26 protein-coding genes and 1 riboswitch are annotated in these 24,538 nt (G+C 71.7%); of the genes, 10 read left to right on the forward strand and 16 right to left on the reverse strand.

Annotation, left to right across the window (positions count from 1 at the left end; genetic code table 11):
• The first annotated feature begins 27 nt into the window (after nt 1-27).
• From trxA to WYO_RS17080, 4 genes are all read left to right on the forward strand, one after another.
• Complete coding sequence (trxA, locus tag WYO_RS17065) at nt 28-942, forward strand: thioredoxin (RefSeq protein ID WP_007564716.1); 915 nt, start codon at nt 28-30, stop codon at nt 940-942.
• A 61-nt stretch (nt 943-1,003) separates the two neighbouring features.
• Entirely contained in the window at nt 1,004-1,669 is a 666-nt protein-coding gene (locus WYO_RS17070) for an LON peptidase substrate-binding domain-containing protein (RefSeq protein WP_007564717.1), read from the forward strand.
• Nucleotides 1,670-1,682: 13 nt separating this feature from the next.
• Entirely contained in the window at nt 1,683-1,889 is a 207-nt protein-coding gene (locus tag WYO_RS17075; RefSeq protein WP_007564718.1) for a Trm112 family protein, read from the forward strand.
• 434 nt (nt 1,890-2,323) lie between these two features.
• Nucleotides 2,324-2,713, forward strand: coding sequence for a hypothetical protein (locus tag WYO_RS17080; protein ID WP_007564719.1), 390 nt, complete (start codon nt 2,324-2,326; stop codon nt 2,711-2,713).
• A gap of 8 nt (nt 2,714-2,721) precedes the next feature.
• Here WYO_RS17080 and WYO_RS17085 read toward each other — a convergent pair whose 3' ends face one another.
• The 3 genes from WYO_RS17085 to WYO_RS17095 form a co-directional block, all read right to left on the reverse strand.
• The gene (locus tag WYO_RS17085; RefSeq protein ID WP_007564720.1) at nt 2,722-3,084 is read right to left on the reverse strand and encodes an STAS/SEC14 domain-containing protein; all 363 of its coding nucleotides are present in this window, start codon (nt 3,082-3,084) and stop codon (nt 2,722-2,724) included.
• A gap of 76 nt (nt 3,085-3,160) precedes the next feature.
• Nucleotides 3,161-5,347, reverse strand: coding sequence for a primosomal protein N' (locus WYO_RS17090; RefSeq protein WP_007564721.1), 2,187 nt, complete (start codon nt 5,345-5,347; stop codon nt 3,161-3,163).
• Between the two features lie 65 nt (nt 5,348-5,412).
• Nucleotides 5,413-6,579 (reverse strand): MFS transporter, encoded by a 1,167-nt coding sequence (locus WYO_RS17095; RefSeq protein WP_007564722.1) that lies wholly within the window; start codon nt 6,577-6,579, stop codon nt 5,413-5,415.
• A 243-nt stretch (nt 6,580-6,822) separates the two neighbouring features.
• On the opposite strand from WYO_RS17095, the gene WYO_RS17100 reads away from it, so the two are divergent.
• Complete coding sequence (locus WYO_RS17100; RefSeq protein ID WP_128755030.1) at nt 6,823-7,092, forward strand: hypothetical protein; 270 nt, start codon at nt 6,823-6,825, stop codon at nt 7,090-7,092.
• A gap of 164 nt (nt 7,093-7,256) precedes the next feature.
• On the opposite strand, the gene WYO_RS17105 is transcribed toward WYO_RS17100, so the two are convergent.
• From WYO_RS17105 to WYO_RS17120, 4 genes are all read right to left on the reverse strand, one after another.
• Nucleotides 7,257-7,514, reverse strand: coding sequence for a hypothetical protein (locus WYO_RS17105; protein WP_007564724.1), 258 nt, complete (start codon nt 7,512-7,514; stop codon nt 7,257-7,259).
• 151 nt (nt 7,515-7,665) lie between these two features.
• A complete protein-coding gene (locus WYO_RS17110) occupies nt 7,666-8,766 on the reverse strand; it encodes an alpha/beta hydrolase (protein WP_007564725.1) in 1,101 nt (366 codons plus the stop codon).
• Nucleotides 8,767-9,030: 264 nt separating this feature from the next.
• Nucleotides 9,031-10,320 carry a phosphatase domain-containing protein gene (locus WYO_RS17115; protein ID WP_007564726.1) on the reverse strand — a complete coding sequence of 430 codons (1,290 nt, stop codon included), beginning with the start codon at nt 10,318-10,320 and terminating at the stop codon, nt 9,031-9,033.
• 22 nt (nt 10,321-10,342) lie between these two features.
• Entirely contained in the window at nt 10,343-10,741 is a 399-nt protein-coding gene (locus tag WYO_RS17120) for a DUF3775 domain-containing protein (protein ID WP_007564729.1), read from the reverse strand.
• Between the two features lie 228 nt (nt 10,742-10,969).
• On the opposite strand from WYO_RS17120, the gene WYO_RS17125 reads away from it, so the two are divergent.
• Nucleotides 10,970-12,511 carry a hypothetical protein gene (locus WYO_RS17125; protein WP_244424205.1) on the forward strand — a complete coding sequence of 514 codons (1,542 nt, stop codon included), beginning with the start codon at nt 10,970-10,972 and terminating at the stop codon, nt 12,509-12,511.
• Between the two features lie 60 nt (nt 12,512-12,571).
• Nucleotides 12,572-13,894, forward strand: coding sequence for an HlyC/CorC family transporter (locus WYO_RS17130; protein WP_007564732.1), 1,323 nt, complete (start codon nt 12,572-12,574; stop codon nt 13,892-13,894).
• A gap of 165 nt (nt 13,895-14,059) precedes the next feature.
• Here the strand turns inward: WYO_RS17130 and WYO_RS17135 are convergent, their stop codons facing one another.
• Entirely contained in the window at nt 14,060-15,448 is a 1,389-nt protein-coding gene (locus tag WYO_RS17135; RefSeq protein WP_007564734.1) for an aminotransferase, read from the reverse strand.
• Nucleotides 15,449-15,581: 133 nt separating this feature from the next.
• Between WYO_RS17135 and WYO_RS17140 the strand changes: the two genes are divergently transcribed.
• Together WYO_RS17140 and WYO_RS17145 are read left to right on the forward strand one after the other, a co-directional pair.
• Nucleotides 15,582-16,142, forward strand: a complete 561-nt coding sequence (locus WYO_RS17140; protein ID WP_039903197.1) for a hypothetical protein — start codon at nt 15,582-15,584, stop codon at nt 16,140-16,142.
• 40 nt (nt 16,143-16,182) lie between these two features.
• On the forward strand, nt 16,183-16,677 hold the full coding sequence (locus WYO_RS17145) for a glutathione peroxidase (protein ID WP_007564737.1): 495 nt from the start codon (nt 16,183-16,185) through the stop codon (nt 16,675-16,677).
• A 12-nt stretch (nt 16,678-16,689) separates the two neighbouring features.
• Here the strand turns inward: WYO_RS17145 and WYO_RS17150 are convergent, their stop codons facing one another.
• From WYO_RS17150 to WYO_RS17165, 4 genes are all read right to left on the reverse strand, one after another.
• The gene (locus WYO_RS17150) at nt 16,690-16,989 is read right to left on the reverse strand and encodes a hypothetical protein (protein WP_007564738.1); all 300 of its coding nucleotides are present in this window, start codon (nt 16,987-16,989) and stop codon (nt 16,690-16,692) included.
• A 146-nt stretch (nt 16,990-17,135) separates the two neighbouring features.
• Complete coding sequence (locus tag WYO_RS17155) at nt 17,136-17,924, reverse strand: ATP12 family protein (protein WP_007564740.1); 789 nt, start codon at nt 17,922-17,924, stop codon at nt 17,136-17,138.
• 124 nt (nt 17,925-18,048) lie between these two features.
• The gene (locus tag WYO_RS17160) at nt 18,049-18,738 is read right to left on the reverse strand and encodes an HAD-IA family hydrolase (RefSeq protein ID WP_039903202.1); all 690 of its coding nucleotides are present in this window, start codon (nt 18,736-18,738) and stop codon (nt 18,049-18,051) included.
• Between the two features lie 31 nt (nt 18,739-18,769).
• On the reverse strand, nt 18,770-19,207 hold the full coding sequence (locus tag WYO_RS17165; protein WP_007564750.1) for a hypothetical protein: 438 nt from the start codon (nt 19,205-19,207) through the stop codon (nt 18,770-18,772).
• A gap of 166 nt (nt 19,208-19,373) precedes the next feature.
• Between WYO_RS17165 and WYO_RS17170 the strand changes: the two genes are divergently transcribed.
• Nucleotides 19,374-20,087, forward strand: a complete 714-nt coding sequence (locus tag WYO_RS17170; RefSeq protein WP_007564752.1) for an alpha/beta hydrolase — start codon at nt 19,374-19,376, stop codon at nt 20,085-20,087.
• Here WYO_RS17170 and WYO_RS17175 read toward each other — a convergent pair.
• From WYO_RS17175 to WYO_RS29070, 4 genes are all read right to left on the reverse strand, one after another.
• Nucleotides 20,054-21,463 carry an RluA family pseudouridine synthase gene (locus WYO_RS17175; RefSeq protein WP_007564754.1) on the reverse strand — a complete coding sequence of 470 codons (1,410 nt, stop codon included), beginning with the start codon at nt 21,461-21,463 and terminating at the stop codon, nt 20,054-20,056. The two genes, WYO_RS17170 and WYO_RS17175, sit on opposite strands and share 34 nt — an antisense overlap.
• Nucleotides 21,464-21,610: 147 nt before the next feature.
• Nucleotides 21,611-22,573 (reverse strand): cysteine synthase family protein, encoded by a 963-nt coding sequence (locus WYO_RS17180; RefSeq protein WP_007564762.1) that lies wholly within the window; start codon nt 22,571-22,573, stop codon nt 21,611-21,613.
• A gap of 68 nt (nt 22,574-22,641) precedes the next feature.
• Nucleotides 22,642-23,070, reverse strand: coding sequence for an NUDIX domain-containing protein (locus WYO_RS17185; RefSeq protein ID WP_244424207.1), 429 nt, complete (start codon nt 23,068-23,070; stop codon nt 22,642-22,644).
• Nucleotides 23,071-23,323: 253 nt separating this feature from the next.
• A complete protein-coding gene (locus WYO_RS29070) occupies nt 23,324-23,683 on the reverse strand; it encodes a HigA family addiction module antitoxin (RefSeq protein WP_007564764.1) in 360 nt (119 codons plus the stop codon).
• A gap of 407 nt (nt 23,684-24,090) precedes the next feature.
• Nucleotides 24,091-24,287, forward strand: a riboswitch (cobalamin riboswitch).
• Nucleotides 24,288-24,538 lie beyond the last annotated feature (251 nt).

The raw sequence follows: 24,538 nt of genomic DNA on the forward strand, positions 1-24,538 counted from the left end.
CACGTAAAAAGTTCCGAAGCCAGGCCAATGCTGAATGACACCCTCGCCGGCGGCGCCGCCCCGGGCGGCGACGCCGATGCCCTGATCAAGGACACGACCACCGCGGGCTTCCGTCAGGATGTCATCGCCGAGTCGATGCACCGGCCGGTCCTGGTCGATTTCTGGGCGCCGTGGTGCGGCCCCTGCAAGCAGCTCACCCCCGTTCTGGAGAAGGTGGTCAAGGCGGCCAAGGGCGCGGTCGCCCTGGTCAAGATGAACATCGACGACCATCCCTCGATCGCCGGCCAGCTCGGCATCCAGTCGATCCCCGCCGTGATCGTCTTCCAGAAGGGCCAGCCGGTCGACGGCTTCATGGGCGCGGTGCCCGAGAGCCAGATCAAGGAGCTGATCGATCGCGTCGCCGGCCCGGCCCAGGATCCGGTCGAGGCGGCGCTCGCCGATGCCGCCGCCCTGATCGAGGAGGGCGACCTCGCGGGCGCCTCCGAGATCTACGCGGCCGTGCTCGAGCAGCAGCCCGACAACGTGACGGCGCTCGCCGGACTGGCGAAGATGCAGCTCGATGCCGGCGAGATCGAGAACGCCAAGCGGGTGCTGGCCATGGTGCCGGAGGCGAAAGCCGCCGACCCGGCGCTTGCGGGCATCCGCGCCGCCCTCGAACTCGCCGAGCAGGCGGCCTCCCTCGGCGACCTGTCGGGCCTGCAGCGGGAGGTCGAGGCCAACCCGGACGCGCATCAGGCGCGGTTCGACCTCGCCCTCGGCCTCGCGGCCGCCGGCGAACGCAGCCAAGCGGTCGATCACCTGATCGAGCTGCGCAAGCGCGACAAGGATTGGAACGACGACGCGGCGCGCAAGCAGCTGCTGCAGTTCTTCGAGGCGTGGGGCGTGATGGATCCCGACACGATCCGGGGACGGCGCAAGCTCTCGGCGCTCCTGTTCTCGTGATGCGTCAGCTCGCCCTGGGGCGGAGCTTCCGGCCCAGCTTTAGGCCCATCCGGGAGGCGCCATGAGCACCCATGCGAGCTACAAGGGCCCGGCGGATTGCCCCGCCGTCATCCCGGTCTTTCCGCTGCCCGGCGCCTTGCTGCTGCCGCGCGGCCAGATGCCCCTCAACATCTTCGAGCCGCGCTACCTGTCGATGATCGACGACGCGATGCGCACGGACCGGATCATCGGGATGATCCAGCCCGATCCGGAAGGGTCGGGCGCGGCGAATCCGAAGCTCTACCGGGTCGGCTGCGCTGGACGGATCACGCAATATGCCGAGACCGGCGACGGCCGGTATCTGGTCTCCCTGACCGGGGTCAGCCGCTTCCGGGTCGAGAGCGAGCTCGCCTCGACCAGCGCCTACCGCCGCTGCCACGTCTCCTACGACGCGTTCGCGGTGGACTTCGAGCCGCGGGCGGGCGAGGAACAGGTGGACCGCGACGGCGTGCTCAAGGCGCTGCGCGACTTCGTGGAATCGAACGATCTGAAGGTGGATTGGGCCGGGATCGACGAGGCGCCCGACGAGGCGCTGGTCAATGCCCTCTGCATGATGAGCCCGTTCGGCGTCCGCGAGAAGCAGGCGATGCTGGAGGCGCCCGACCTCAAGACGCGGGCGGAGATCCTGATCGCGGTCACGCAGATGGAACTGGTTCGCGGCTCCGGGCCCGAGCCGACGATGCAATAGGTTCGCACGACCGATGACCAACGACCTGACACAGACCGTCGAGGCGACGCGCGTGGATCCCAAGCTCCTGGAAATCCTGGTCTGCCCGCTGACCAAGGGCACCCTGGAATACGATTCCGCCCGGCAGGAGCTGATCAGCCGCTCCGCCAAGCTCGCCTACCCGATCCGCGACGGCATCCCGATCATGCTGCCGGAAGAGGCGCGCCCGCTGACGGATTGAGGGGCGAAGGGGGTCGCGCCAGGTCGAAAGGCGGCCTTCAAACGCTTGCCGTAGGGGCACCCGGCTTCGCACGACAGTTTTCGCATCGTCCGTAGAGCGCCGACACAAAGCCCGCTCCAACGATGGCGCGCGTGTCCCTCCCCCGCAAAGGGGGAGGGCGCGGCGCATGGGTCTGGCGGCCATGCTCATCCAGCGACGATCCGAATACGATCTTCGAGCGAACGCCCGCCCGATCCGCCAACACCGCCAAGCAATCGCAAAACGCAGCGTGGCTATTCCCGTCTCGGTCGCGCGCGGATCCTGATCTCATCGCGAAAACCGCGCGGCCATACTCTTGCCGCTTCCTGCGTTCAGCATGGAGTCATCCTCCATCGACGAGTGTGACCCGGCGCGCCATCACGGGCGGCGCGCGCTTTGCTGAAAGAGATTCCCGCATGATCAAGCTGGTCGCCGCCGCGGCGCTCGCCGCCGGCCTGTCCTCCGCCGTGTCGCTGTCGGCGCATGCCGAGCCGGGCGTCAATAACGGGACGTGGTCGGTGGAGCTCGTGACGGAGAGCGGCCTGTGCAGCGCCCGCTACTCCTACGCGCTGGCGATCCGCCAGGGTCAGGTCCAGCTGGTCTCGGGCGAGGCGGGCGCCCGGGTGAGCGGCCATGTCGGTGCCGACGGCAGCGTCGGGCTCGCCGTCAGCAACGGGACGGCGAGCGGTACCGGGACCGGGCGGCTTCAGGCCGGCACCGGCTCGGGCACCTGGAAGGTCGCCTCCCTGTGCTCCGGCCGCTGGACGGCGCGGCGCAGGAACGACCGCACCGCGCAGGCCGACTGAGCGGCGCCTCAGGCGGCGCCGGCGAGCCAGGTCCGTGCCTCGGCGAGGCGGGCGCGCTCGAACACCTTGATCTGGGTCGGCGAGACGAAGTTGAAGGTCTCGGCCAGCGCCTTCAGCCAGGGCGCATCGGTCACCAGGGCGACGTGGCTGACGCTCTTCATCATCGAGATGCCGAAGCGGGGATCCTTGAAGAAGGCCGCCGGCTCCATGCCCTCGAAGGCGCGGATATCCTCGAGCAGCTTGAGCTTGCCGCCCTTGTCGAGGTCCGCCTTCATGGCGGTCATGGCGGCGTTCATCTCCTCGTCGGAGATCTTGCCGTCGACCACGATCTCGGCGACGTTCGAATCCGGCGTCTTGGTATAGGTCAGCACTGATCGCTCCTCCGGGAACCGCACGCGTCCCGCCGCCGGTCTCCGGCCGCGGGTCCGCCGCCCGTGCCGCAGTGTCTTACAAAAAGCTCTGCGGGTCGACATCGATCGCGACCTTGACGTTGCCGCGCACCTTCGGGCCGCGGGCGATCCAGGCGCGCAGATAGGCCTGCATGTCGACGTTGCGCTCGGTCTTCACCAGCAGCCGGAACCGGTAGCGGCCCCGGACCAGGGCCAGGGGCGCCTCGGCGGGCCCCAGCACCATCACGCCCTCCGGCGGGTCGGCGGCGCGGGCGAGCGCCTGGCCGTGGGCCTCGGCGACCTCGCGCTCGGCGGCCGAGACGATCAGCGCGGCGAGCCGTCCGAACGGCGGCAGCCCGGCCGCCTCGCGGGCCTGGATCTCCTCCTGGTAGAAGCGCTCGGCATCCCCGGACAGCAGCGAGGCGATCACCGGATGCTCGGGCTGGTAGGTCTGGACCAGCGCCCGCCCGGGCTTGTCGCCGCGCCCGGCCCGGCCGGTGACCTGCTGGAGCAGCTGGAAGGTGCGCTCCGCCGCCCGGGGGTCGCCCGAGGTCAGGCCGATATCGGCGTCCAGCACCCCGACCAGGGTCAGGCTCGGGAAGTTGTGGCCCTTGGCCACCAGCTGCGTGCCGATCACGAGATCGCACTCGCCGGCCGCCACCGCCTCCAGCTCCTGGCGCAGCCGGTCGGCGCCGCCGGGAAAGTCGCTCGACAGGACGACGATGCGGCGGTCGGGAAACAGCCCGGCGGCCTCCTCGGCGATCCGCTCGACGCCGGGGCCGCAGGCCGTGAGGTTGTCGAAGGTGCCGCACTCGGTGCAGGCGTCGGGCCGCCGCTCGGTATAGCCGCATTGGTGGCAGACGAGCGCCCGCCGGAACCGGTGCTCCACGAGCCAGGTCGAGCAGTTCTTGCACTGGTAGCGGTGGCCGCAGGCCCGGCACAGGGTGAGCGGCGCGTAGCCCCGGCGGTTGAGGAACAGCAGCGCCTGCTCGCCGCGCTCCAGGGTGTGCTTCACGGCGTTGACCAGCGGCGGGCTCAAGAAGCGGCCGCGCTCGGGCTGGTCCTTGCGCATGTCGATGGCGGCGATGTCGGGCAGACGCCGGCCGCCGAAGCGCTCCGGCAGCAGGACGTGGCGGTAGCGGCCCCGCGCGGCGTTCACCCGCGTCTCGATCGAGGGCGTCGCCGAGGCCAGGACCACCGGGCAGCCCTCCAGGCGCCCGCGCACCACCGCCATGTCGCGGGCGTGGTAATGGACGCCGTCCTCCTGCTTGTAGGCGGCCTCGTGCTCCTCATCGACCACGATCAGCCCGAGGCGGGCAAAGGGCAGGAACAGGGCCGAGCGGGCGCCGACCACCACCAGCGCCTCGCCGGCCGCCACGGCCGCCCGCAGGCGCTCCCGCCGCTTGCCGCCGACGCCGGAATGCCAGGCCGCCGGGCGGACCCCGAAGCGCTGGGCGAAGCGGTCGAGGAACTGCGCCGTCAGGGCGATCTCGGGCATCAGGATCAGCGCCTGCCGCCCGGTGCGGATGCAGGCCGCCACCGCCTCGAAATAGACCTCGGTCTTGCCCGATCCGGTGACGCCCTCGAGCAGGATCGGCCGGTTGTCGGCGGCCTCGGCCTCCGGATGCAGCCAGGGGAAGGGCTCGACCAGTTCGGTCACCGCCTCGGCCTGGGCGGGGGAGAGCGGTGTCCGCGGGAAATCGGGGTCGGGCGGCGGGGCGACCGGCTCGGGCTCGACCGCGACGGCCTCGAGGACGCCGTCGTCGATCAGGCCGTCCACCACCGAGAGCGAGACCCCGGCCTCCTTGGCGAGCGCGCTCTTGCCGCGCAGCGCGCGGTCGGCCGCCGCGGCCAGGACCTTGGCCCGCGCCGCGGTCGGCCGGGTCGGCTGCTTGTCGGTGAGGCGCACCGCCACCCGGGCGGTCTCGGCGGCCGCGGCCTCGTCGGGCAGGCGCAGGACCATGGCGAGCGCCGAGCCCTTCGGGGCCAGGGTGTAGCGGGCGATCCAGTCGACCAGGCTGCGCAGGGGCTCGGAGAGCGGCGCATAGGGCAGGCGGCCGGTGACCGGGCGCAGGTTCGAGCCGCCGGCGGTCTCGGCCAAGCCCCAGACCACGCCGACGATCTCGCGGGGGCCGAGCGGGACCTGCACCACGTCGCCGACCGAAAGGTCGAGGGTGCCGGGCACGACGTAGCTGTAGGGCGCATCGAGCGCCAGCGGGATCAGGATCTCGGCGACAAAGGGCATGCGGGGCGTATCGGGCGGGTCCGTTCCGGGTCCGTACCACAGGGCCGGGAAAAGAACCCGCGGCTTCAGCGGTCGCGCAGGCCCGGCACCAGGGGCAGGGCGGCGAGGCTGAGCGCCGCCATCGCCCAGAAGGCCGAAGCGCCCAACGCGCCGTAGAGCGCGCCGGAGGCCAGGGTGGCGAGCACGCCGGACAGGCCGAGCGCCACGGTGCCGTAGAGCGCCAGGGCGGTGGCCCGGAGCTCCGGAGGCGCGGTCGCCTCGATCAGGCCGAGACAGGCGAGGTGCAGGAGGGCAAAGCTCAACCCGTGCAGGGCCTCCGCGGCGGCCAGAAGCGGGATCGCGGTCGTGGAGGCGAGCACCGCCCAGCGCAGGGCGCCGGCGCAGGCCGCGACCGCGATCCCGGCGGGCAGGCCGATCCGGGCCAGGAGCGGGGGACCGGCCAGCAGAAAGACCAGCACCTCGGCGGCCACCGATCCCGACCACAGCAATCCGGCGGTCCCGGCTCCGATCCCCGCGTCGCGCCACAGGATCATCGCGAAGGCGTCGTGCAGCGCATGGGCGCCGATCACCAGCGACGCCGCGACGAGGATGCGACGAAAGCGCGCCAGCCGCAGCAACGCGGCGAAGTTTTCGCCGAGCCGCGGGCCGGTCTTCGCCGGACCGCCCCGGACCGGCAGGGCCAGGGCCGCCCCGGACGCCGCGATGAAGAGGAGGCCGCTCGCCACCAGGGCGGCGGCCAGGCCGTACGATCCGATCAGCCAGCCGGCGGCGCCGGCGGCGGCGATGAAGGCGGCCGAGCCGGCGGCCCGGACCCAGCCGTACTGGAACACCGCGCCACCCCGGGCGGCGGCGAGCGCCAGCGCGTCGGCGAGCGGCGGCGGGGCGGCGGTCCCGGCGGCGTACAGGAGGGCCGGCCCGAGGAGCTGCCAGAAGCCCGCGCCGGGCAGGTGCGCCAGGACCGCGAGACCGGCCAGCGCGACGCTCGCCGCCAGCACGGGGCGGGCGGCCCGGCGCCGATCGGCGAAGGCCCCAGCCAGGGGGCCGACTCCGAGCCGCAGGGCGCCGGCGGCGGCGAGGAGGGCGCCGATCTGGCCGGGGCTCAGGCCCCGCGCCGCCAGGAAGCCGGGCAGGATCGGCGACAGGAGGCCGTAGGCGCCGTAGAGGGCGGCGTACAGGACGAGGAAGCGGGTGAGACCGCCCCGCCACCCTTCGCTACGCGCGCCCGGATCCATCGCGGCGCCGGATCAGGAGGCCGGCGGAGGGCAGGGGGGCATCGGAATCCGATCGGTCGGGCGGCGCGGCGACGGCCCAGACAACCGTATTCGAGTTGACGAATCAAATCACGAGGTCGGATGCATAACAGATCCGGCCGTCGCAGCCGCCAAGATGGGGTCAGGCGCATGTATGCACCGAAGGTCATCCGGTCGCGGACCATCCGCCGGCATGACCTCGGCCCCGACCATGTCGGGGTGCTGATGACCGATATCCTCGCCGAAGGCTCGATCCGATACGCGTATCTGCTCGCGATCCTGCGGCGGGGTATCGACGCGCCGATCGCCTATGTCAGCTCGGAACCGAAACCGCGCCGACGCTATGTCCCGCCTGGATTCGAGGACAATACCGGCAGCCATTTCCTGTGCAGCTTCACGCCGTCCGGGCACATGAACTACGGCGTAAGCGATGACTGGGGCGACGAGGCCAGGTTCGAGGCGCGGGCGCTAGAGATGGCGAGAACCCTGATCTGACGCGGCGGCGCGCGCCCACCGCCCATCCCACAGCGCCCTGTCGTAAGGTGCCACCGTGGCCTCGGAGGCGGGTTCGAGATGCCCCGGCGATCTCCGCTGCACTCCGCCGCCTCAGGATGAGGGCGTGTCTCGGAGAGAGCGTCGGATTGCGAGCCGCGGCCCCCTCACGAATGCCGGCGCACCGCGTAGCGGTAGCGGCGGCCTTCCGCGTCCAAAAGCTCGCTGTCCGAGCCCTCCTGCCAGACGACCTCGTCCTTCGGGCCCTTGGCGTTGGTGAGCGTCGCGCCGCGGACGATGTCGAGGTTGAGGCCGAAGCCGTAATTGGTCGCGGTGGCGTCCGTGATCGCGGCCGAGATGTCGGCGTCGTCGGGCAGGCAGGCGAACAGGACGCCGTCGGCGATGGCCAGGGTGTAGGTTTGCACGGATGGGCTCCGGAGATCGAGGCGAGTGGGGGCCGGCACGCGAGCGACCCAAGCTAGGAGGCCCATTCGGGAAGTGAAGCGCGTTCTCCGAAATGCTGCATTGCAACATGGGGAGAACGCGCTCCATCACAAGGTGTCGAGCCCCGGGCTCTCAGCGGGCCAGATGCGCGTCCAGGAACCGGGCCATCTCGCCGAAGACCTCCTTGGTCTCCGGCGCGTTCGGCGCGCCGAGATACTGGGCGTGCGACATCGCCTCGAACACTTGGAGATCCGCTTCGATCCCGGCCGCACGCAACTTCCGGTGGGTGCGCACCGTGTTCGACAGGAACAGGTCGCGGGTCCCGCTGATCAGGATCGCGGGCGGCAGGCCGGCGAAGTCGCCGTTGATCGGCGAGAGCTGCGGATCCTTCAGGTCGCGCCCGGCCGCGTAGAGCTTGGCGGCGGGGGTCAGATAGCCGGAATAGCTCACCAGCACGTTGTCGAGCCACTCGTTGGTCCGGTAGGTGTCGCCGGTCTCGGTCATGTCCGACCAGGGTGTGCCGAGGCCGATCGCGGCCGGCAGGGCCAGGCCCTCCTGCTTGGCGCGCAGCATCAGCGCCAGGGTCATGCCGCCGCCCGTCGAGGTGCCGAACACGCCCATGGTCTGGGGCTTCTGCAGGGCCAGCATCGCCTTCCAGACCGCGGTCGCGTCGTCCATGGCGGCCGGGTAGGGGGCATCGGGCGGCATGCGGTAATCGACCGAGATCACCTTGTAGCCGCCGATCCCGGCCATCAGGATCGCCTCCAGGGTGCCGGCCTCGCCCGGATTGTAGACGTAGCCGCCGCCATGGATGTGCAGCAGCAGCCGGTTGCGGTTGGCCTCCGGGATCGTCTTCGGCTGGACCACGAACACCTTCACGCCGCCGATCACCGTGGCCTCGCTGGTGACGCCGAGCTTGTCGCGGAGCGCCGGCAGGGTCGCGGCGCCGGCCGCCGCCAGCCGGTCGATCAGGGCCTTCCAGCCGGCGGCATCCGACGGGTTGGCGTTCCAGGCCGGCACCCGATAGGGCGCCGCGACGGCGTTGCGGAGTTCGGGGCTGATCGTCTCGGGCACGGGGATCACCCGGCCCGGCACCGTGCGGGGACCGGGCGCGGCATTGGCCGCCCCCATCTCGGCTTCCAGGCCCTTGAAATCGGCCCCAGGGGCCGCTTGCCCGAAGGCGGCGTGCGTGCCGAGTGCGATCATCAGCAGGGCGGAAAGGCTCAAGCGCATCGGGTTTCCTCCAGCGAACAGCCCTTCGCGACGGCCCGTCATTGCGGGCGGGGGCGTTCGGCCGTCAGGGATACAGGGGTGCGGGCGGGATGGGGCCTGTTTTTCGTGCCCCGTGTCGGGCGTCGCACGAACCCATTGCCGTCATTGCGAGCGCAGCGAAGCAACCCAGTGATGCGCAACGTTCTGAGATCGCGCGTTGCCCTGGGCTGCTGCGCTCCGCTCGCAATGACGATGTGGGGGACAGCTCGCTCCCCCCAAAAAGAATCACCCGGCCACCCGGGGCAGGGCGGCCGGGTGTTCCGGCTCGACCACCACGGTGGCGGGCACGGTTCCATCGCTGACCAGTGCGTCCGCGACGGCGTCGGGGGAAATCGTGGCCTCGGTGGCGGCCTCGCCCGGGGCTTTGGGCTCGGCGGTGATGCGGGCGGTCTCGCGGCGGGGTGCGGCCTCGGCGCCGGCATGCTCGTCGGCGACGCGGGCCACCGCCTCCGGGGTGATCAGCCCGATCCCGGCGGCGTGCTCGGCCATGGCGACGCTGTCGGCGGCCAGCACCAGGCTGGAACCGGACCGGGCGACCGCTCCGGCGAGCCGGACGATCTCCTCGACCCGGGCGGAATCGTTGGAGACGTTGCGGATATAGACCGCGAGCACCCGCCCGGGATGCTCCTCGACGATCTGGGCGTAGACCTCCGGGTCGTGCTGGCCGCTGTCGCCGATCAGCACGAAGGGCAGGTCGCGGTAGAGGGCGAGCATGTTGCGGATCAGCGCCTGCTTGTGGTCGGTGGCCCGGCGCGGCAGCGGGTGCGTCCAGGACAGGCCCCATTCCCGCAGGAACAGCACCGGCCCGACCGGGATGCCGTGCCGCTGGAAGAACTCGGACAGCATCTCGTAGAGGCCCCAGGGGGCCCGGGAGACGTAGAGCATCGGGTTGCCCTCGGCCCCGCCGGCGCCGTCGTGCAGGGCGCGGTACAGGGCGGCGACGCCCGGGAAGGCGACGCGGCTGTCGGCATCCTCGACGAACAGCCGCCAGAGCATCTTCAGCTTGTTGGCGACGCCGGTATGCATCACCGTGTCGTCGATATCGCTGATGACCACGCAGCGGCAGCCCTCGGGCGGGATGAACACCGCACCCTCGGCGGAGATCGGCGGCTCGTCCTCCAGGACCAGTTCCACCGTCTGCCAGGCCCCGGGGCGTCCGGGCAGGTCCCGCGGATGCAGGCGGAGGCGGAAATAGCCGTCGCGGTCGGTCTCGGTCCGGGCCGCGTCCCCGCCGAACCGGGCCGTGATCGCGGCACCCGCAACCGTGCGCCGGGCGATGCGGCGGCGCAGGTCCCGCCACTGCGCCCGCAGGGAATCCGGATCCTCCCCGGGAATGCCGGGGGATTGCCGGAACACGCGGCCGATCAGGAAGATCTCGTCGCGCGAGCCGTAGCCGCGATAGGGCTCGACCACGAGCCCGCCCGGGCCCGTGCCACCATGCCCCTGAGCCCGGCGGACCGGGCGGGTGAGGACCCGCACCGCCTTGTTGACGGCTCGGCGAACCCGGGAAGCCATGCCGCCGGTCTCCGGTTCGGGGTCAGGCTTGCGGCAATTCGGGGCTGAGCCCCATCGCGTCGAGGCCCTCCTCCAGCAGGTCGCCGGCATCCGGCGCGCTCAGCAGCTCCTTCACGGCGCCCTCGCCGACGGATTCGCGCTCCCGGGCGAAGCGCACCGCCTCGCCCCACTCCTCCGGCTCCATGTCGCCGCGGCCGATATAGAACAGCGCCAGGAGCTCGGCCCGGGCGTCGTCGTCCAGCCCGGCGATGGCGCCGCGCACCTCGGATTCCGTGGCGTCGTCGGTGCCCGAGATGAGGACGTCGGTGGAGCCGTCGTCGATCGGGTTCGAGCCGGAATCCGGATCGGTGTTGCCTTCCTTCACCTCGATGGCGCGCAGCCGCAGAACGATGTCGGTGACGGTCTCGACGGCGATATCCATGCGTTGGTCTCCGGACGCTGACTGGGTCGGGCGTTTCGCCCCCTCAAGCCGCGACAACGGGCGAGCGGGCGCCGGGTTCGCCTCGCCGAACGCGGCGGTGGCGCGGGCGGGCCGAACATGCGTGGTCCGCGCCACTTCCCGGTGGCCGGACCATCGGCTAGAGGCTGCCGAACATTCCGAACAACCGGATCGACAGCGGCGATAGACGTGACATCTTTGAACGCCGCCGTGACGATATCTGCCGATAGCGTCGAACTGCAGTCTAACAGAACCGACACGCCCCGGCGCCCTGCGGCCCGGGCCGCGGTCGTGCTGGCGGCCTCCGCCCTCGCGCTCGGCCTGGCCGGGGCTCCGGTCGAGGCCCGGCCCGCCGGCGCCGAGACCAGCGCGCCGAGCTGCTACGTCACCGGCGGGGGCGGCCTGGAAATCTGCCGCGATGGCGCCGAGGCCGAGGGCGTGCTGATCGCGCCGGTGCCCTGCGCGTTCGTGCGCGGCGTCCAGATCCTGCGGCTGCCGCGGGCGGAAGCGCCGGGACCGCTGCAGATGATCTTCCAGGGCCAGAGCCCGCTGCCGTCGCGCCGCCGGGACGAGCCCTGCCCGGAGCGGCGCGCCACCGACAGCCGCGACGGCGGCTCGCTCCGCACCGGCCGCAGCCCGGAGGCGCTGGCCACGACGCTGCCGCCCTCGGCCGACCGGTTCTGGGTCGATCTCCCGGAGGAGCGTGCGGCCAGGCGCGGCTCGTCCGAGCCGGCCCCCGCCCTCGAGGGTATCGGCCCCCGCGACCCGATCGCGGTCTCGGGCCGCGACTGGGCCGGGGAAGCCTACAGCTACGTCTTCCTGCTCGGCCAGGAGCGCGTCGGCGGCAATACCGATCAGGACGAGGAGCCCACCGGGCGGCGGCGCGGCCGCCGGGCCGAGCGGGACGAGCCGGCGGCGCAGCCGGCCGACATCCGGCGCCGGGTGCAGATCGCAGCCCGGACCCTCGACTTCCAGACCTTCGAGATCCGCACCCGCACCCCGGACGGCTACGGGCTCGCCTGGACGCCGTTCGTGCCCGGCGGCCGCGGCACGCCGCCGACCCCGGCCCCGGTGGCCGACGAGGCCGGCAAGCCGATCGCCTCCGCCTGCCCGGCCCCGGCCTTCGAGACCCACGGGCTGTCCGGCTCGATCAGCATCGTCGACCGCACGTATCACTACGTCTACACCGACGTCCTGCCCGAGGATTGCGGCCTCGCCCCCGAGAAGCGGCGCACCGCGCTCTACCTGCGCACCGCGAAGGATCTCTCGGCCGCGAAGGTCTGGTCGGCGGCGAGGAAACTCGCCGGGCCGCTGCCGCCGGGGAGCGTCGTCCGGGTGGCGCGGGCCAAAGGCATGCAGCGCTGGGCGGTGTCCTATACCTGCCAGCGCCCGGCCAACGCTCCGGGCGGCCCGGTGGCCGATATCTGCCTGCAATACACGCCGGACCTCAACCTCGACGGGATCGGGGCGCTCACCCTCTACGCCGACCCGGTGGAGGCCGGGCGCTCGCCGTCCTATCTCGGGCTGCGCTCGGGGGGCGACGGCAGCGGCCGCTTCGACCGGAGCGCGCATTTCTGGATGACCGACGCGCAGGGCAACCTCGACACCCCGGCGGTCTATCCGGGCAAGGCCGGGTTCCTGACCTGGCTCGACCGGCTCGCCCCCTCGGCGGCCGGGCGGGACGCCTCGACCCTCTACGGAAGGCCGGTCTACTGGGCGACGTGGACGGTGCGTCGGATCGGCGCGCAATAACCGACGCGAGGCGCTATATGGGCGGCCTCCCCGCCGCACGAGTCGTGCCTCTTGGAAACGATGGACACCCATATCGACCTGTGGTTCGCCGCGAGCATCGTGGTGATCTCATTGCTGCTCTCGGCCTTCTTCGCGGGCGCCGAGACCGCCTTCACCGCCGCCTCCCGGGCGCGGATGCACGCCCTCGAACAGGCGGGCGACCCGCGCGCGGCGATCGTCAACCGGATCCTGGCGATCCGCGAGCGCTTCATCGGCGCGATGCTGATCGGCTACAACATCGTGGCGATCGGCGCCTCGGCATTCACCACCAGCGTGCTCACCGCCCTGTTCGGCAAGAACGGCGTGATCTACGCGACCGTCGGCATGTCGGTGCTGGTCATCGTCTTCGCCGAGGTGCTGCCGAAGACGCTCGCCATCTCCAAGCCCGACAAGGCGGCTCTGCTGATGGCCCGGCCGGTGGCCTTCGCGGTCGCCATCATGGGCCCGGCGGCGATCTCCATCGAGCACCTCGTGCGGCTGATGCTGAAGCCGTTCGGCATCACCATCGGCGAGCACCAGTCGATCCTCACCGCCTCCGAGGAGCTGCGCGGGCAGGTGGCGCTGATGCACCGGGAGGGCGGCGTCGCCAAGGCCGAGCGCGACATGCTCGGCGGCCTGCTCGACCTGTCGAACCTGTCGGTCTCGGACGTGATGGTCCACCGCACCAAGATGCGGGCGATCGACGCCGACCAGCCGTCCGAGGACATCGTCCGGGCGGTGCTGGCCTCGCCCTATACCCGCATGCCCCTGTGGCGCGGGACCCCTGAGAACATTGTCGGCGTGCTCCACGCCAAGGACCTGCTGCGAGCGCTCGACGCCGCCGGCGGGGACGCCTCCGGGCTGAAGGTCGAGGCCCTGGCGCTGGAGACCTGGTTCGTGCCGGGCACGACCTCGTTGCGCGCCCAGCTCAAGGCGTTCCTCACCAAGAAGACCCATTTCGCCCTGGTGGTCGACGAGTACGGCGAGGTGATGGGCCTCGTGACCCTGGAGGACATCCTCGAGGAGATCGTCGGCGAGATCGCGGACGAGCACGACGTCACCGTCTCGGGCGTGCGTCCGCAGGGCGACGGCTCGGTCAATGTCGATGGCGGCGTGCCGATCCGCGACCTCAACCGCGCCATGGACTGGAACCTGCCCGACGACGAGGCCACGACCATCGCGGGCCTCGTCATCCACGAGGCACGGACCATCCCCGACCAGGGCACGGCCTTCAACTTCCACGGCTTCCGCTTCCAGGTGATCCGCAAGGCCAAGAACCGGATCACCACCCTGCGGATCACGCCGCTGACCGCGACGGGCATCCAGACCACCGCGCAGGTGGAGGCGCAGCGCGACCCGGTGTGAGGCGGCGACGGTCCGAAACCGGTTTCGATCGTCGGCGGCGGTCATGCCGTGGGCGCTTGAGCGCGGGCCCCCTCTCCCGCACGGGAGAGGGGGCGCGTCGCAGCTCGGAACAGCGGCCCGTGTCCGAATATGGTGTCGCCGCTGGGCGGGCCGTCCCGGCTCGCCTCAGCTCGGCATCGCCTCCAGCCCCTCGGCGCGGATCCAGTCGCGGGTGCGATCGAGCGCCCGGCCGAGCCGGTCGAACAGCGCGTCGATCTCGTCCGGGCTGATGATCAGCGGCGGACAGAGGGCGACCCGGTCGCCGGTGAGCGCGCGCACGATCAGGCCCTCAGCCTGCGCGAAGGCGACGCAGCGGGCGGCCACGCCCGCCTTCGGCTCGTACTGGCGCTTGCTGGCCTTGTCGGCGACGATCTCCAGCCCGCCGATCAGCCCGATGCCCCCGGCCTCGCCGACGATGTCGTGCTGGGCCAGCGCCGCGAGCCGACGCTGGAAGTGCGGCGCCTTCTCGGCCGCGCCCTCGATCACCCGGTCGCGCCGGTAGATCTCGATCGCCTTGAGCGCCACCGCGGCCGCCACGGGATGGCCGGAATAGGTGGTGCCGTGGCCGAAGGTGCCGAGCTTCTCGCTCTGGCCGATCATCGCTTCGTAGAGCGGCTCGTCGATGCTGACGCCGCCGAGCGGCATGTAGGCCGAGGTCAGGGCCTTGGCGAAGGAGATCGAGTCGGGCCGGATCCCCAGCGCCTCGCTGCCGAACCAGGTGCCGAGCCGGCCGAAGCCGCAGATCACCTCGTCGGCGATCATCCGGACCTCGTATTTCGTCAGCACCGCCTGGATCGCCGCGAAGTAGCCGCGCGGCGGCACGATTGCCCCGCCGGCGCCCATCACCGGCTCGGCGATGAAGGCCGCGACGGTCTCGGGCCCCTCGCGCAGGATCGTCTGCTCCAGATCGGCGGCGAGGCGGGCCGAATAGGCCTCCTCGGTCTCGCCCGGCTCGGCGCCCCGATAGAAATGCGGGCAGGCGACGTGCAGGAAGCCCGGCAGCGGCAGGTCCCAGTCGGCATGGTTCGCGGTCAGCCCGGTCATCGAGGCGCTGGCCACCGTGACGCCGTGATAGCCCTTCTGCCGCGCGATGATCTTTTTCTTCTGCGGCCGGCCCAGCGCGTTGTTGTAGTACCAGGTCAGCTTGACCTGGGTGTCGTTGGCTTCCGACCCGGAAGACGTGAAGAAGATCTTCGAGGTCGGGACCGGCATCAGCTCCTTGAGGGTCTCGGCCAGCTCGATCCCCGGATCGTGGCTGCGGCCGGAGAACAGGTGGGTGAAGGGCAGCCTTCCCATCTGGACCCGGGCGGCCTCGACCAGCTCCGCGTTCGAGTAGCCGAGCGCCGTGCACCACAGGCCCGACATGCCCTCGATATAGGACCGGCCCTCCGTGTCGTAGACGTGGACCCCCTCGCCGCGCTCCAGCACCAGCGGGCCGGTATGCCGGTGGGTCGACAGGTTGGTGTAGGGGTGGAGCAGGGTTTCGACGTCGCGGGTCGCGAGATTCGAGAGCATCGTTCGCACCGTCCTCATGCCCAGGGGATCCGCCACACTACCGACCCGATGCCCGTGCAGGTAGTCCCGCGGCCCTGCGCCCGGCTCATCCCGGATGCATGCCCCCGTGTTTGACCCGCGCGACGCACGATTCATGCTTACTTCCGGTCCCTCGCCCGTCCTGGCGCCCGAAACCTTCGTGGCGCAGCCGGCCCCCGGGCGCGCCTGCGGCGCCTGCACCCTGTGCTGCAAGGTCTACGACGTGCCGGCGGTGGAGAGCGTGGCGGGCCAGTGGTGCCGCCACACCAAGGCCGGCCAGGGCTGCGCGATCCACGCGACGCGCCCCGACCATTGCCGGGCGTTCCACTGCCTCTGGATGACCGAGAGCTGGCTCGGGCCGGAATGGAAGCCCGACCGCGCCAAGATGGTGCTCACCCTCGACCCGCTGTCGCGCAACATGAACGTGCAGGTCGATCCCGGCCAGGCGAATGTCTGGCGCCGGGAGCCCTATTACGGCCAGCTCAAGCGCTGGGCGGCGGCCTCCGTGCCCCTGCGCCGCCACGTGCTCGTGCACGTCAACAAGACCACCACGGTGGTCCTGCCGGACCGGGACGTCAGCCTCGGAGTGGTCGCACCGGACGAGCGGATCGTCTCGCACGACCGGATGACCCCGCAGGGTCCGAGCTTCGACGTGCAGAAGGTCAAAGCCGCGTAACACCCTTGCGGCGATCGCCTGTTTGCCCGAGTGATCGCGCATGACGACGATCCACGATTTCACCGTTCCCGCGGCCGACGGGAGCCCGTACCCCCTCGCGCAGCATCGCGGCGAGGTGCTGCTCATCGTGAACACGGCCTCGCGCTGCGGCTTCACCCCGCAATATGCCGGGCTGGAGACGCTGTGGCGGGCGCATCGCAACGCGGGCCTGACGGTCCTGGGCTTCCCCTGCAACCAGTTCGGCGCGCAGGAGCCGGGGGACGCCGCCGAGATCGCCAAGTTCTGCTCGCTGACCTACGACGTCAGCTTCCCGGTGCTCGGCAAGGTGGCGGTGAACGGCCCGGAGGCCGAACCGCTGTTCGACCACCTCAAACAGGCCCGCTCGGGCCTGTTCGGCACGAAGGCGATCAAGTGGAACTTCACCAAGTTCCTGGTCGGCCGGAACGGTCAGGTGATCGCCCGGTTCGCGCCGTCGGCGAAGCCGGCCTCGCTGGAGGGGAAGGTGCGGGCGGCGCTGGCCCAGCCGGCGCGGTAGGAGGTTGGCGCCTCAGACCGGATCGGCTTCCGCGAGCCGGCGCGGCTCCGCCGCCAGCCGCAGCAGGCTGCGCAGCGGCGCGATCCGCGACGGGCGCATCGAGTCGCGCAGGATCCCGACCAGGAACCGGGCCTCGGCGATCTTCCCCAGGGTCGAATCCGCGGCGCCGGCGATCAGCGCCTGACGTTCCAGCCGCGACAGGGCCGCGAACAAAGCCTCGCGCGCCGCCTCATCGTCGGAAGACTGCTTGGTGGCAAGAAGCGCGGCCAATTCGCCGGTGAAACGACTGTCATGGCAAGGATCGGCGCGCATGGATGATCCGACGACTGGAATAGCCCGACCCTAAGTCAATCCTCGCGGCATGTCAGCCGGCTACGCGGCCTCGCGACAGCGAGTCCGGGCATGTTGCGCAAGCGCATCTGCGCAATCCACCCTGCCAGGCGGGCACAGCCGAATGGTCAGACGCTGGCGATCAGCTCGGCCGCGGCCTCGAATTCCGTCCGGCGGATCGCCAGCCGCGCCTCGGCCTCGGCGTCGCTGCCCCAGATTGCCGCCTGGTAGGTCTCGTCGACATGGGCCGCGTCCCAGGCCTCGGCCGGGCTGAGGCGGCCGCGCAGGACCGCGAGCGCGATCAGCAGCGAGCCGGTCAGCGTGGTCAGGGTGTGCAGGCCGGCCAGCCGGAACGGGCTCTCGACCGCGGCGACCGCGTCGGACAAAGCCCGCACGGTATCGGGCGGCTGCTCCACATGCATCACGCCCTCGCTGAGGATCACTCGGGCGCCAAAAGTCTCCCGCGCCCAGTCGAGGATCGGGTCCCAGGACGCGGCCTGGGCCGAGACCAGCCGCTCCGGATCCCCGGCTCGATAGGCGAGCAGATCGGTGCCGGCATAAGCGCAGAGATCCTCCACCACGGCGGCGTGCCGGGGGGCGACGCCGTCGATGCTGGTATTGGCCAGCCGGGTCAGCGGCATCCTGGCCGGATCGATCACCGTGTCCTGGGCCGCCCATTCGGCCGCGACCTTCTCGGCGAGCGCCCGGGTCGGCAGGCTCAGCGGGTTGCGGGCGGGGGTGTTCGCCGGACGGCCGTCGAGGGTCAGCCGGAACCCGTCCGGGCCCTCGGCGAAGCCGGCCTCCTGGTAGAACCGCCGGGGCAGGGCGGGCTTGGCATGCCCGCGGGCCGCCCGCACCGGATCGGGTCGCTCCCCGTCGCCCGGTTCGCCGAGCCACTCGTTCGTCACATCGCTCATGGATGCCAGATAGGAGCTTTCGGGTTCGTCGGCGAGCCTCGTCGGAAGTCGCACCGTTATCGCGCGCGGAGCGACACAGGATGGGGCGCGTTCTCCGAGCGGTGCGATTCCCAGGATCGCTGCGCTATGCCCGCGATGACGGCGCAGCGGGCGGGCCCGGCCGCTCCCCCCCGGACAACAGCCCTTCCAGCGCGCCCGCGCTCGACACCACCGTGACGGCGCCCGCCCCGTAGAGGGCCCCGGCCGGGTGATAGCCCCAGCCGACCCCCACGGCGACGGCCCCGGCCGACACGCCCATGCCGATGTCGAAGGTGGTGTCGCCGACCATGACGGTCGCCTCGGGGGCGCAGCCGGCCTCGGCCATCGCCTGGAGCAGCATGGTCGGATCGGGCTTCGACGGCGCGTCGTCCGCGCTCTGCGTGGTCACGAACCAGTCGGCCCAGCCGTGATGCGCGATCAGGCGGTCGACGCCGCGCCGGGACTTGCCGGTGGCGAGGCCGATCAGCACGTCCTCGCGGGCATGCAGCCGCGCCAGCAGCTCGCCCATGCCCGGGAACAGCGGCTCCTCGTAGGCGGGATCGACCCGCAGGCGGTTGTAGGCCTGCTTGTAGCTCTCCGAGAGTTCGACGATCGGCCCGTCCTCGCCCACGAGGCGGCGGAACGCCTGCGGCAGCGACAGGCCGACCACCGAGAGCGCCTCGCGCCGGCCCGGGGCCGGCAGGCCGTTCTCCGCGAAGGCGAGGCCCTGGGCCGCCACGATCAGGTGCTGGCTGTCGACCAGCGTGCCATCGACGTCGAAGACGATCAGCTTCATCGCCCGGGCGCGCCCGGCGCGGCGCGGCCGGTCACGGCTTGCGGCCCGGCTGCACCGGTTGGCCGGCGCTCGGCTGCGCCGGCTGGCCATGCGTGCGCTCGTAGCCGAGGCGGCAGCGGATCAGGAACCGCCGGCGCTTGCCGCCGCGCAGCCCGCGCTGGTGCGAGGCGCGGTTGCAGGCCGCGTAGGACCGCCGCCGGCGCTCGGCCCGGGCGCTCGAGGCCGGCCGTTGGGCGGCTTGAGGCTGGGCGTTCGACGGCGCGGGGGAGGGGGCTGGCTGCTGGGGCGCCTCGGCGGCGGGGGCGGTCTGGGCCGGGGCGGGCGTGGCCGGTGCGGTCTGCCTGGGCGCGTTGGCCGACGGCGCCGGGTTCGCCGGCGCAGCCGGCTTGGCCGCCTCGCCCGGCGCGGCATAGGCCGCCGGCCCGACGAGGCAGAGGGCGGCGAGGCAGGCCAACGTCGCGAGCTTCATGCGTCAGGGTCTCGAACCGCGGGAAATCGGCCCCGCGGCGGAACGGCGGGTCACGGATCAGCATATGAGGCGAGTCGGCCGATTGCCAAGGCGTGGCGGACGCGAGACCTATGGGCCGCGGGCGGCGCTGCACCGGGATATCGGGGCCGGCACGCGTGAGAGCCCCATGACCCTCGTCCTGCTCCCCGGCTTCATGACCGATCCCGACCTCTGGGCGGATATGCTCCCGCGCCTGGCGCCGGTCGGCCCGGTCCTGCACGGCGACCTCACCCGGGATTCCGGCATCGACGCCATGGCACGGCGGGTCGCCGCGGCGGCGCCCGAGCGATTCGCCCTGCTCGGCTTCTCGATGGGCGGCTACGTGGCGCGGGAGATCGCGCGGCTCGCGCCGGAGCGGGTCCGGGCGCTCGTGCTGATCGCCACCTCGGCCCGGGCCGACACGCCGGCCCAGGCGAGGCGGAAGGCGGCGGCCGTGGAGAACGTCCGCCGCCGGGGATTTTCGGGGCTCAGCCGGGCCGCGATCCTCGGCTCGGTCCATCCCGACCGGGCCGGCGACGCGGCGCTGATCGCCCGTATCCGCGCGATGGGCGACCGGCTCGGCGGCGACGTGTTCCTGCGCCAGGCCGGTGAGGACCGGACCAGCGACCTGGACCGGCTCGGCGCGATCGCCTGCCCGACCCGGGTGGTGGCCGCCGCCCAGGACGGCCTGCGCAGCCTCGACGAGGCCCGGGAGCTGCAGGCCGGCATCCCTGGCGCCGCCCTGACGGTGATCGACGGCTCCGGCCACATGCTGCCGATGGAGGCCCCCGACGCCCTGGCGGAGGCCGTCGTGCCGTGGCTCCGGGCTCAGCTCTCCGGCGCCTCGACGATCGGGTCGTAGCGGGAGGCGTCGAAGCCCAGGAGGTTCCAGCTCTGGGCCATGTGCGGCGGCAGCGGCGCGCTGACATCCACCGGCCGGCCGGTGCGCGGATGCGGGATCACGATCCGGCGCGCGAGCAGGTGCAGCCGGTTCTGGATGCCGCCGGGCAGCTCCCAGTTCTCCACCGAGAAGTATTTCGGGTCGCCGACGATCGGGTGGCCGATATGGGCCGCGTGGGCGCGCAGCTGGTGGGTGCGCCCGGTGACGGGCTTGAACGACAGCCAGGAGAGCTTCTGGGCGGCCTGATCGACCATGGCGTAATAGGTGAGCGCGTGGCTCGCGCCCTCGTCGCCGTGCTTGGCGACCCGCATGCGCGCGTCGGCATCGGTCGGCTCGTCCTTGGCGAGGTAGGTCGAGACCCGCCCCTGCCGCACCCGCGGCACGCCCGCGGTGAGCGCCCAGTAGATCTTTCGCGCCGCCCGCGAGCGGAAGCTCTTGGCGAGCGTCGCGGCGGCCAGCCGCGTCTTGGCGATGATCAGGCAGCCGGCCGTATCCTTGTCGAGCCGGTGGACGAGACGGGGCTTCTGGCCGTCCGGCCCGGTCAGCGCCGCGAGCAGCCCGTCGACGTGGCGGACCGTGCCCGACCCGCCCTGGACCGCGAGGCCGAAGGGCTTGTTGAGGATCATCATGTCGGCGTCCTCGTAGAGGATCAGCGAGCGGATGAACTCGGCATCGTCCTGCTCCCGGGCGGCGCTGCGCGGGCGCTCGGTCGGCTGGTCGAGGCGCAGCGGCGGGACGCGCACGCTCATGCCCGGCTCCAGCCGGTCGTTCGGCTTGGCGCGCTTGCCGTCGACCCGCAGCTCGCCCTTGCGGACGATGCTCTGGACCCGGGTGAAGGGCAGGAGCGGAAAGCGTGCGGTGAGGAAGCGGTCGATGCGCATGGCCGCCTCGTCCGGTTCGACCGTCAGGGTCTGCACCCCGGAGGCGAGGGTCGCGGAGGCGGCGGCGCGCTGCTCGCGCCGGGTCGGGCCGGCCGGCGGCGCCGAGGGCTCGGGCCGCGACTCGACGGACCGGGCCTGCGCCTTCGCGGCCGGCCTGGCGCTGGGCCGGGGCGGCGCCTTGCGCGGGGGCGGCGCATCCTTGCGCTCGTCCCGGGCCGGCCGGGGCTTCGGCTTGGCGGCAGCCGCCGCGGCCGCGGCGACGGCGTGGGGCGTGCCCGCCGCAGTCCAGGGATCGCGCGCGCCGGCATCGTCGCCGCGGTTGCGGGCGGCGCGCTCGGCGGCGTCGCGGGCGCTGGTGCGCGGGCCAGTGCGGGCGCGCTCGCCATACGGCTGAAACTTACCGGCCGGGGTCTTGCGCCCCTTCGGGCCGCCGCGTGGGGGTGGTCGTGTCGTCATGATTCCGCCAGCACCCGTCTCCGCTTCGGACGGAACGTCCGGGCGCATCGGCCGCGGCGTCGCGGAGGACCCGGACCGATGGGGTCGCCCGGCTCTAGCATCGCGGGGGCGCAGCGGCAAAGGCGGTGGTGGTCGGCGCCACAACCGTCAGTACTTGAGACCGGTGTCGCACAGCACCGTGACGGCGATCGCGTCCGCCGGCAGGCGGCCCGAGGCGAGCAGGGATGCGGCGGCGCAGACATTGGCGGCCGCCGAGTAGCCGACATGCAGGCCTTCCCGCGTCGCCAGCAACCGGCGCCAGCGCGCGGCCTCGTCGTCGGACACCGCGAGGGCCAGATCCATGAGCCCAGGATCCCAATGCGGTGGCACGCTGCCGTAGCCCGTCCCCTGCAGGACATGGCGCGGCTTGGCGACGGGCTCGCCCGCCAATGGCCGGCAGCCCTCGGGCTCCACCGCCGCACAGAGGACATGTGGGTTGCGCGCCCGGAGCGCCGCCGCGACCCCGAGGAAGGTCGCACCCGTTCCCACCGACGCGACCCAGGCCTCGATCCGCCCGCCGCATTGCGCCCAGATCTCCGGGCCGCTCGTATCCCGGTGGATCGCGACGCCTTCCGGAGCGTGAAACTGGTCGACGTAGAAACCGCCGCGCTCCCGGGCGGTGTGCCGCGCCGCCTCGGCGGCGGCCGCGACATCGGCCCCGGTCACCTGTCCCGGCACCCCGTCGACCTGCGGGACCAGCACGACCTCCGCCCCGAGCGCCTCCAGCATCCGCGCCCGCTGCGGGCTGTTCCCGGCCGACAGGGTGACGACCAGCGGGTGCCCCAGCGTCGCGCAGGCCACGGCCAGGCCGGCCCCCATATTGCCGCTCGACATCTCCACGACCGGGGCGGCCGGGGCGAGCCGCCCATCCGCCCGGGCGGCGCGCAGGATCGCGCGGGCCGCCCTGTCCTTGACGCTTCCGCCGGGCTGCATGAACTCGGCTTTCGCCAGGATGCGGCCCGGTCCGGGATGGACCCGGTCGAGGGCGATCAGGGGCGTGCGGCCGATGAGATCGAGGGCGGACGCGGCGATGGTCGATGGCACGGTCGCGGACTCGGCGCGGGTGATCACGCCGCACAGCCTAGCAGCGGCTTCCGGGCCCCGACAGGGCCGGAACCGAGGACGCGCCGCATTCGCGGCTACGGCCGCTCCTCGGCGAGAAGCCGCGCCTTGAGCCCGACCGGGTACAGATCCGGCCCGCCCGCGCGATCCAGTTCCTCCAGATCGCACCAGCGGGCGATGCAGGGCGTGCCGCAATCCTCGTGGAAGACCACCCGCTCCTGCCTATCGAGCGCGCTCGGCGGCAGGGCAACCGGGAACAGGAACAGCACCTCGTGCCCCGGGCTGCCCTCGTGCGTGTACAGGTTCTCCATCACGAACGGGGCACCCAGAACCCGCACGGTGAGGCCGAGCTCTTCCCGGAACTCCCGCACGAGCGCCGCCTCCGCCGGCTCGCCGAACCCGACGCTGCCCCCGAGGGGGCGCACGCCCTTGAGGCGCCCGTCATCGGTATAGACCTCGGCGACGAGCAGCCGGCTTCCCCGCCAGGGCAGGCCGAGCGCCTTCACGCGGATCTCCGAAGGGGGGCGCCAGACATGCATGGGGCTCGGTATTCCGCGCCGCCGGGGGGCGCAACGGCCTGCACTGGCCTCGAGAGCGCCAAGCTGCGCGGCGCCGTGTCGGACTGTCCGGCCCAGCGCGGCGCAGCTTTCATGGGGTGGCGCGTTTCGACATCTCGGCCGGCGCGCACCGCGCCCGCCGTGGAACCTCGGATCGTCCCAGCGGCTCAGGCCAGGTTATCCGCGCCGCCGAGGACGAATCTCACCCGATCGCGTATGCGCGCTTGACGATCGGTTCGGGCCGATCGACGGGCTCCTGGACGCGCGGCGCGGCGGCGAGTTCGCTCTGGATCTCGGCCTGGTGCTTGCGCGCATTGGCGATCTCGAAGCGCGTCTGCAGCTCCATCAGCGTTTCCATGCTGCACCCGAACACCGTCTCGATGCGCAGGGCCAGCTCCGCCGTGAGTGCCGTCTTCTCGTTGAGAAAGTCGGACAGCGCCTGACGGGTCACGCCGAGCAAGCTGGCCGCGGCCATGACGGTCAGGTTGCGCGCCTCCAAAATATTGCGCCTTACGAACCCGCCGGGATGACCCGGATTTTCCAGTTGATACGTGATACTCATCGCGTCCCCCTTGTCTACGTCAGCCCTAGACCATCATTTTAAAGAGATGCCTCGTCCGTCTCTTGAGACGATCTTATTACCCCTTTCCATCAGCTTGGCCGATATACGCGGCAGATCACCAGTGGTTCCACCGATCACGATCCTGCGTAACCTGTGATGATGCTCGACATTGGGCAAATCCTCGGGAAATTTATCTCGTAAGCGTTTCGATTTTTGCAATAAATGGGGTGAATGGCTGATATGATCAGCCATCTATACAAAGAAGAGCCACAAAAAGACTTGCTATCACATCCGCGCCCGGCGAGCCCACCAATGCCCCTGACGTGCAGCCGGTCGTCCAGGCCGGTGCGGAAGGGACCCGCCCACAACCGAAGATATCCAGACGCTTGACGTCCCAGTGGCACACGGCCAAGCTGATCACCGACGGTTCCCCTCGGGGATCAAAAGGGAACGCGGTGAGGGCTCTTGTCCCGATGCCGCGGCTGTCCCCGCAACTGTAAGCGGTGAGCCCTTCACCACCACGTCACTGGGTTTCGGCCCGGGAAGACGGTGCGAGGGCGGCGACCCGCGAGCCAGGAGACCTGCCGTCAGCCGTGGTCACACGCGAAACGCGCCGGGCGGGGTGTCCTGGCGGGTGTCGAGACGCCCGTGCGCGAGCGCGGTCGGAGAGGCCTCGTTCGCGGTGACGTGCCACAGCAAGCGCGCCCGCGTCCCGGTTCCCGATGTCCTCCCTTGTCGTGCTGATCCCGGCCGCGTCTCCGCGCGACCCGATCCTCCGCCCGAGCCCTTGCGCTCGACGCGCGCGAGGCCCGGTCGCCACGGATAGCAATGTTATAACATTGCTTATAGGACATC

It is taken from the genome of Methylobacterium sp. GXF4, assembly GCF_000272495.1.
Classification (GTDB): Bacteria; Pseudomonadota; Alphaproteobacteria; order Rhizobiales; family Beijerinckiaceae; genus Methylobacterium; species Methylobacterium brachiatum.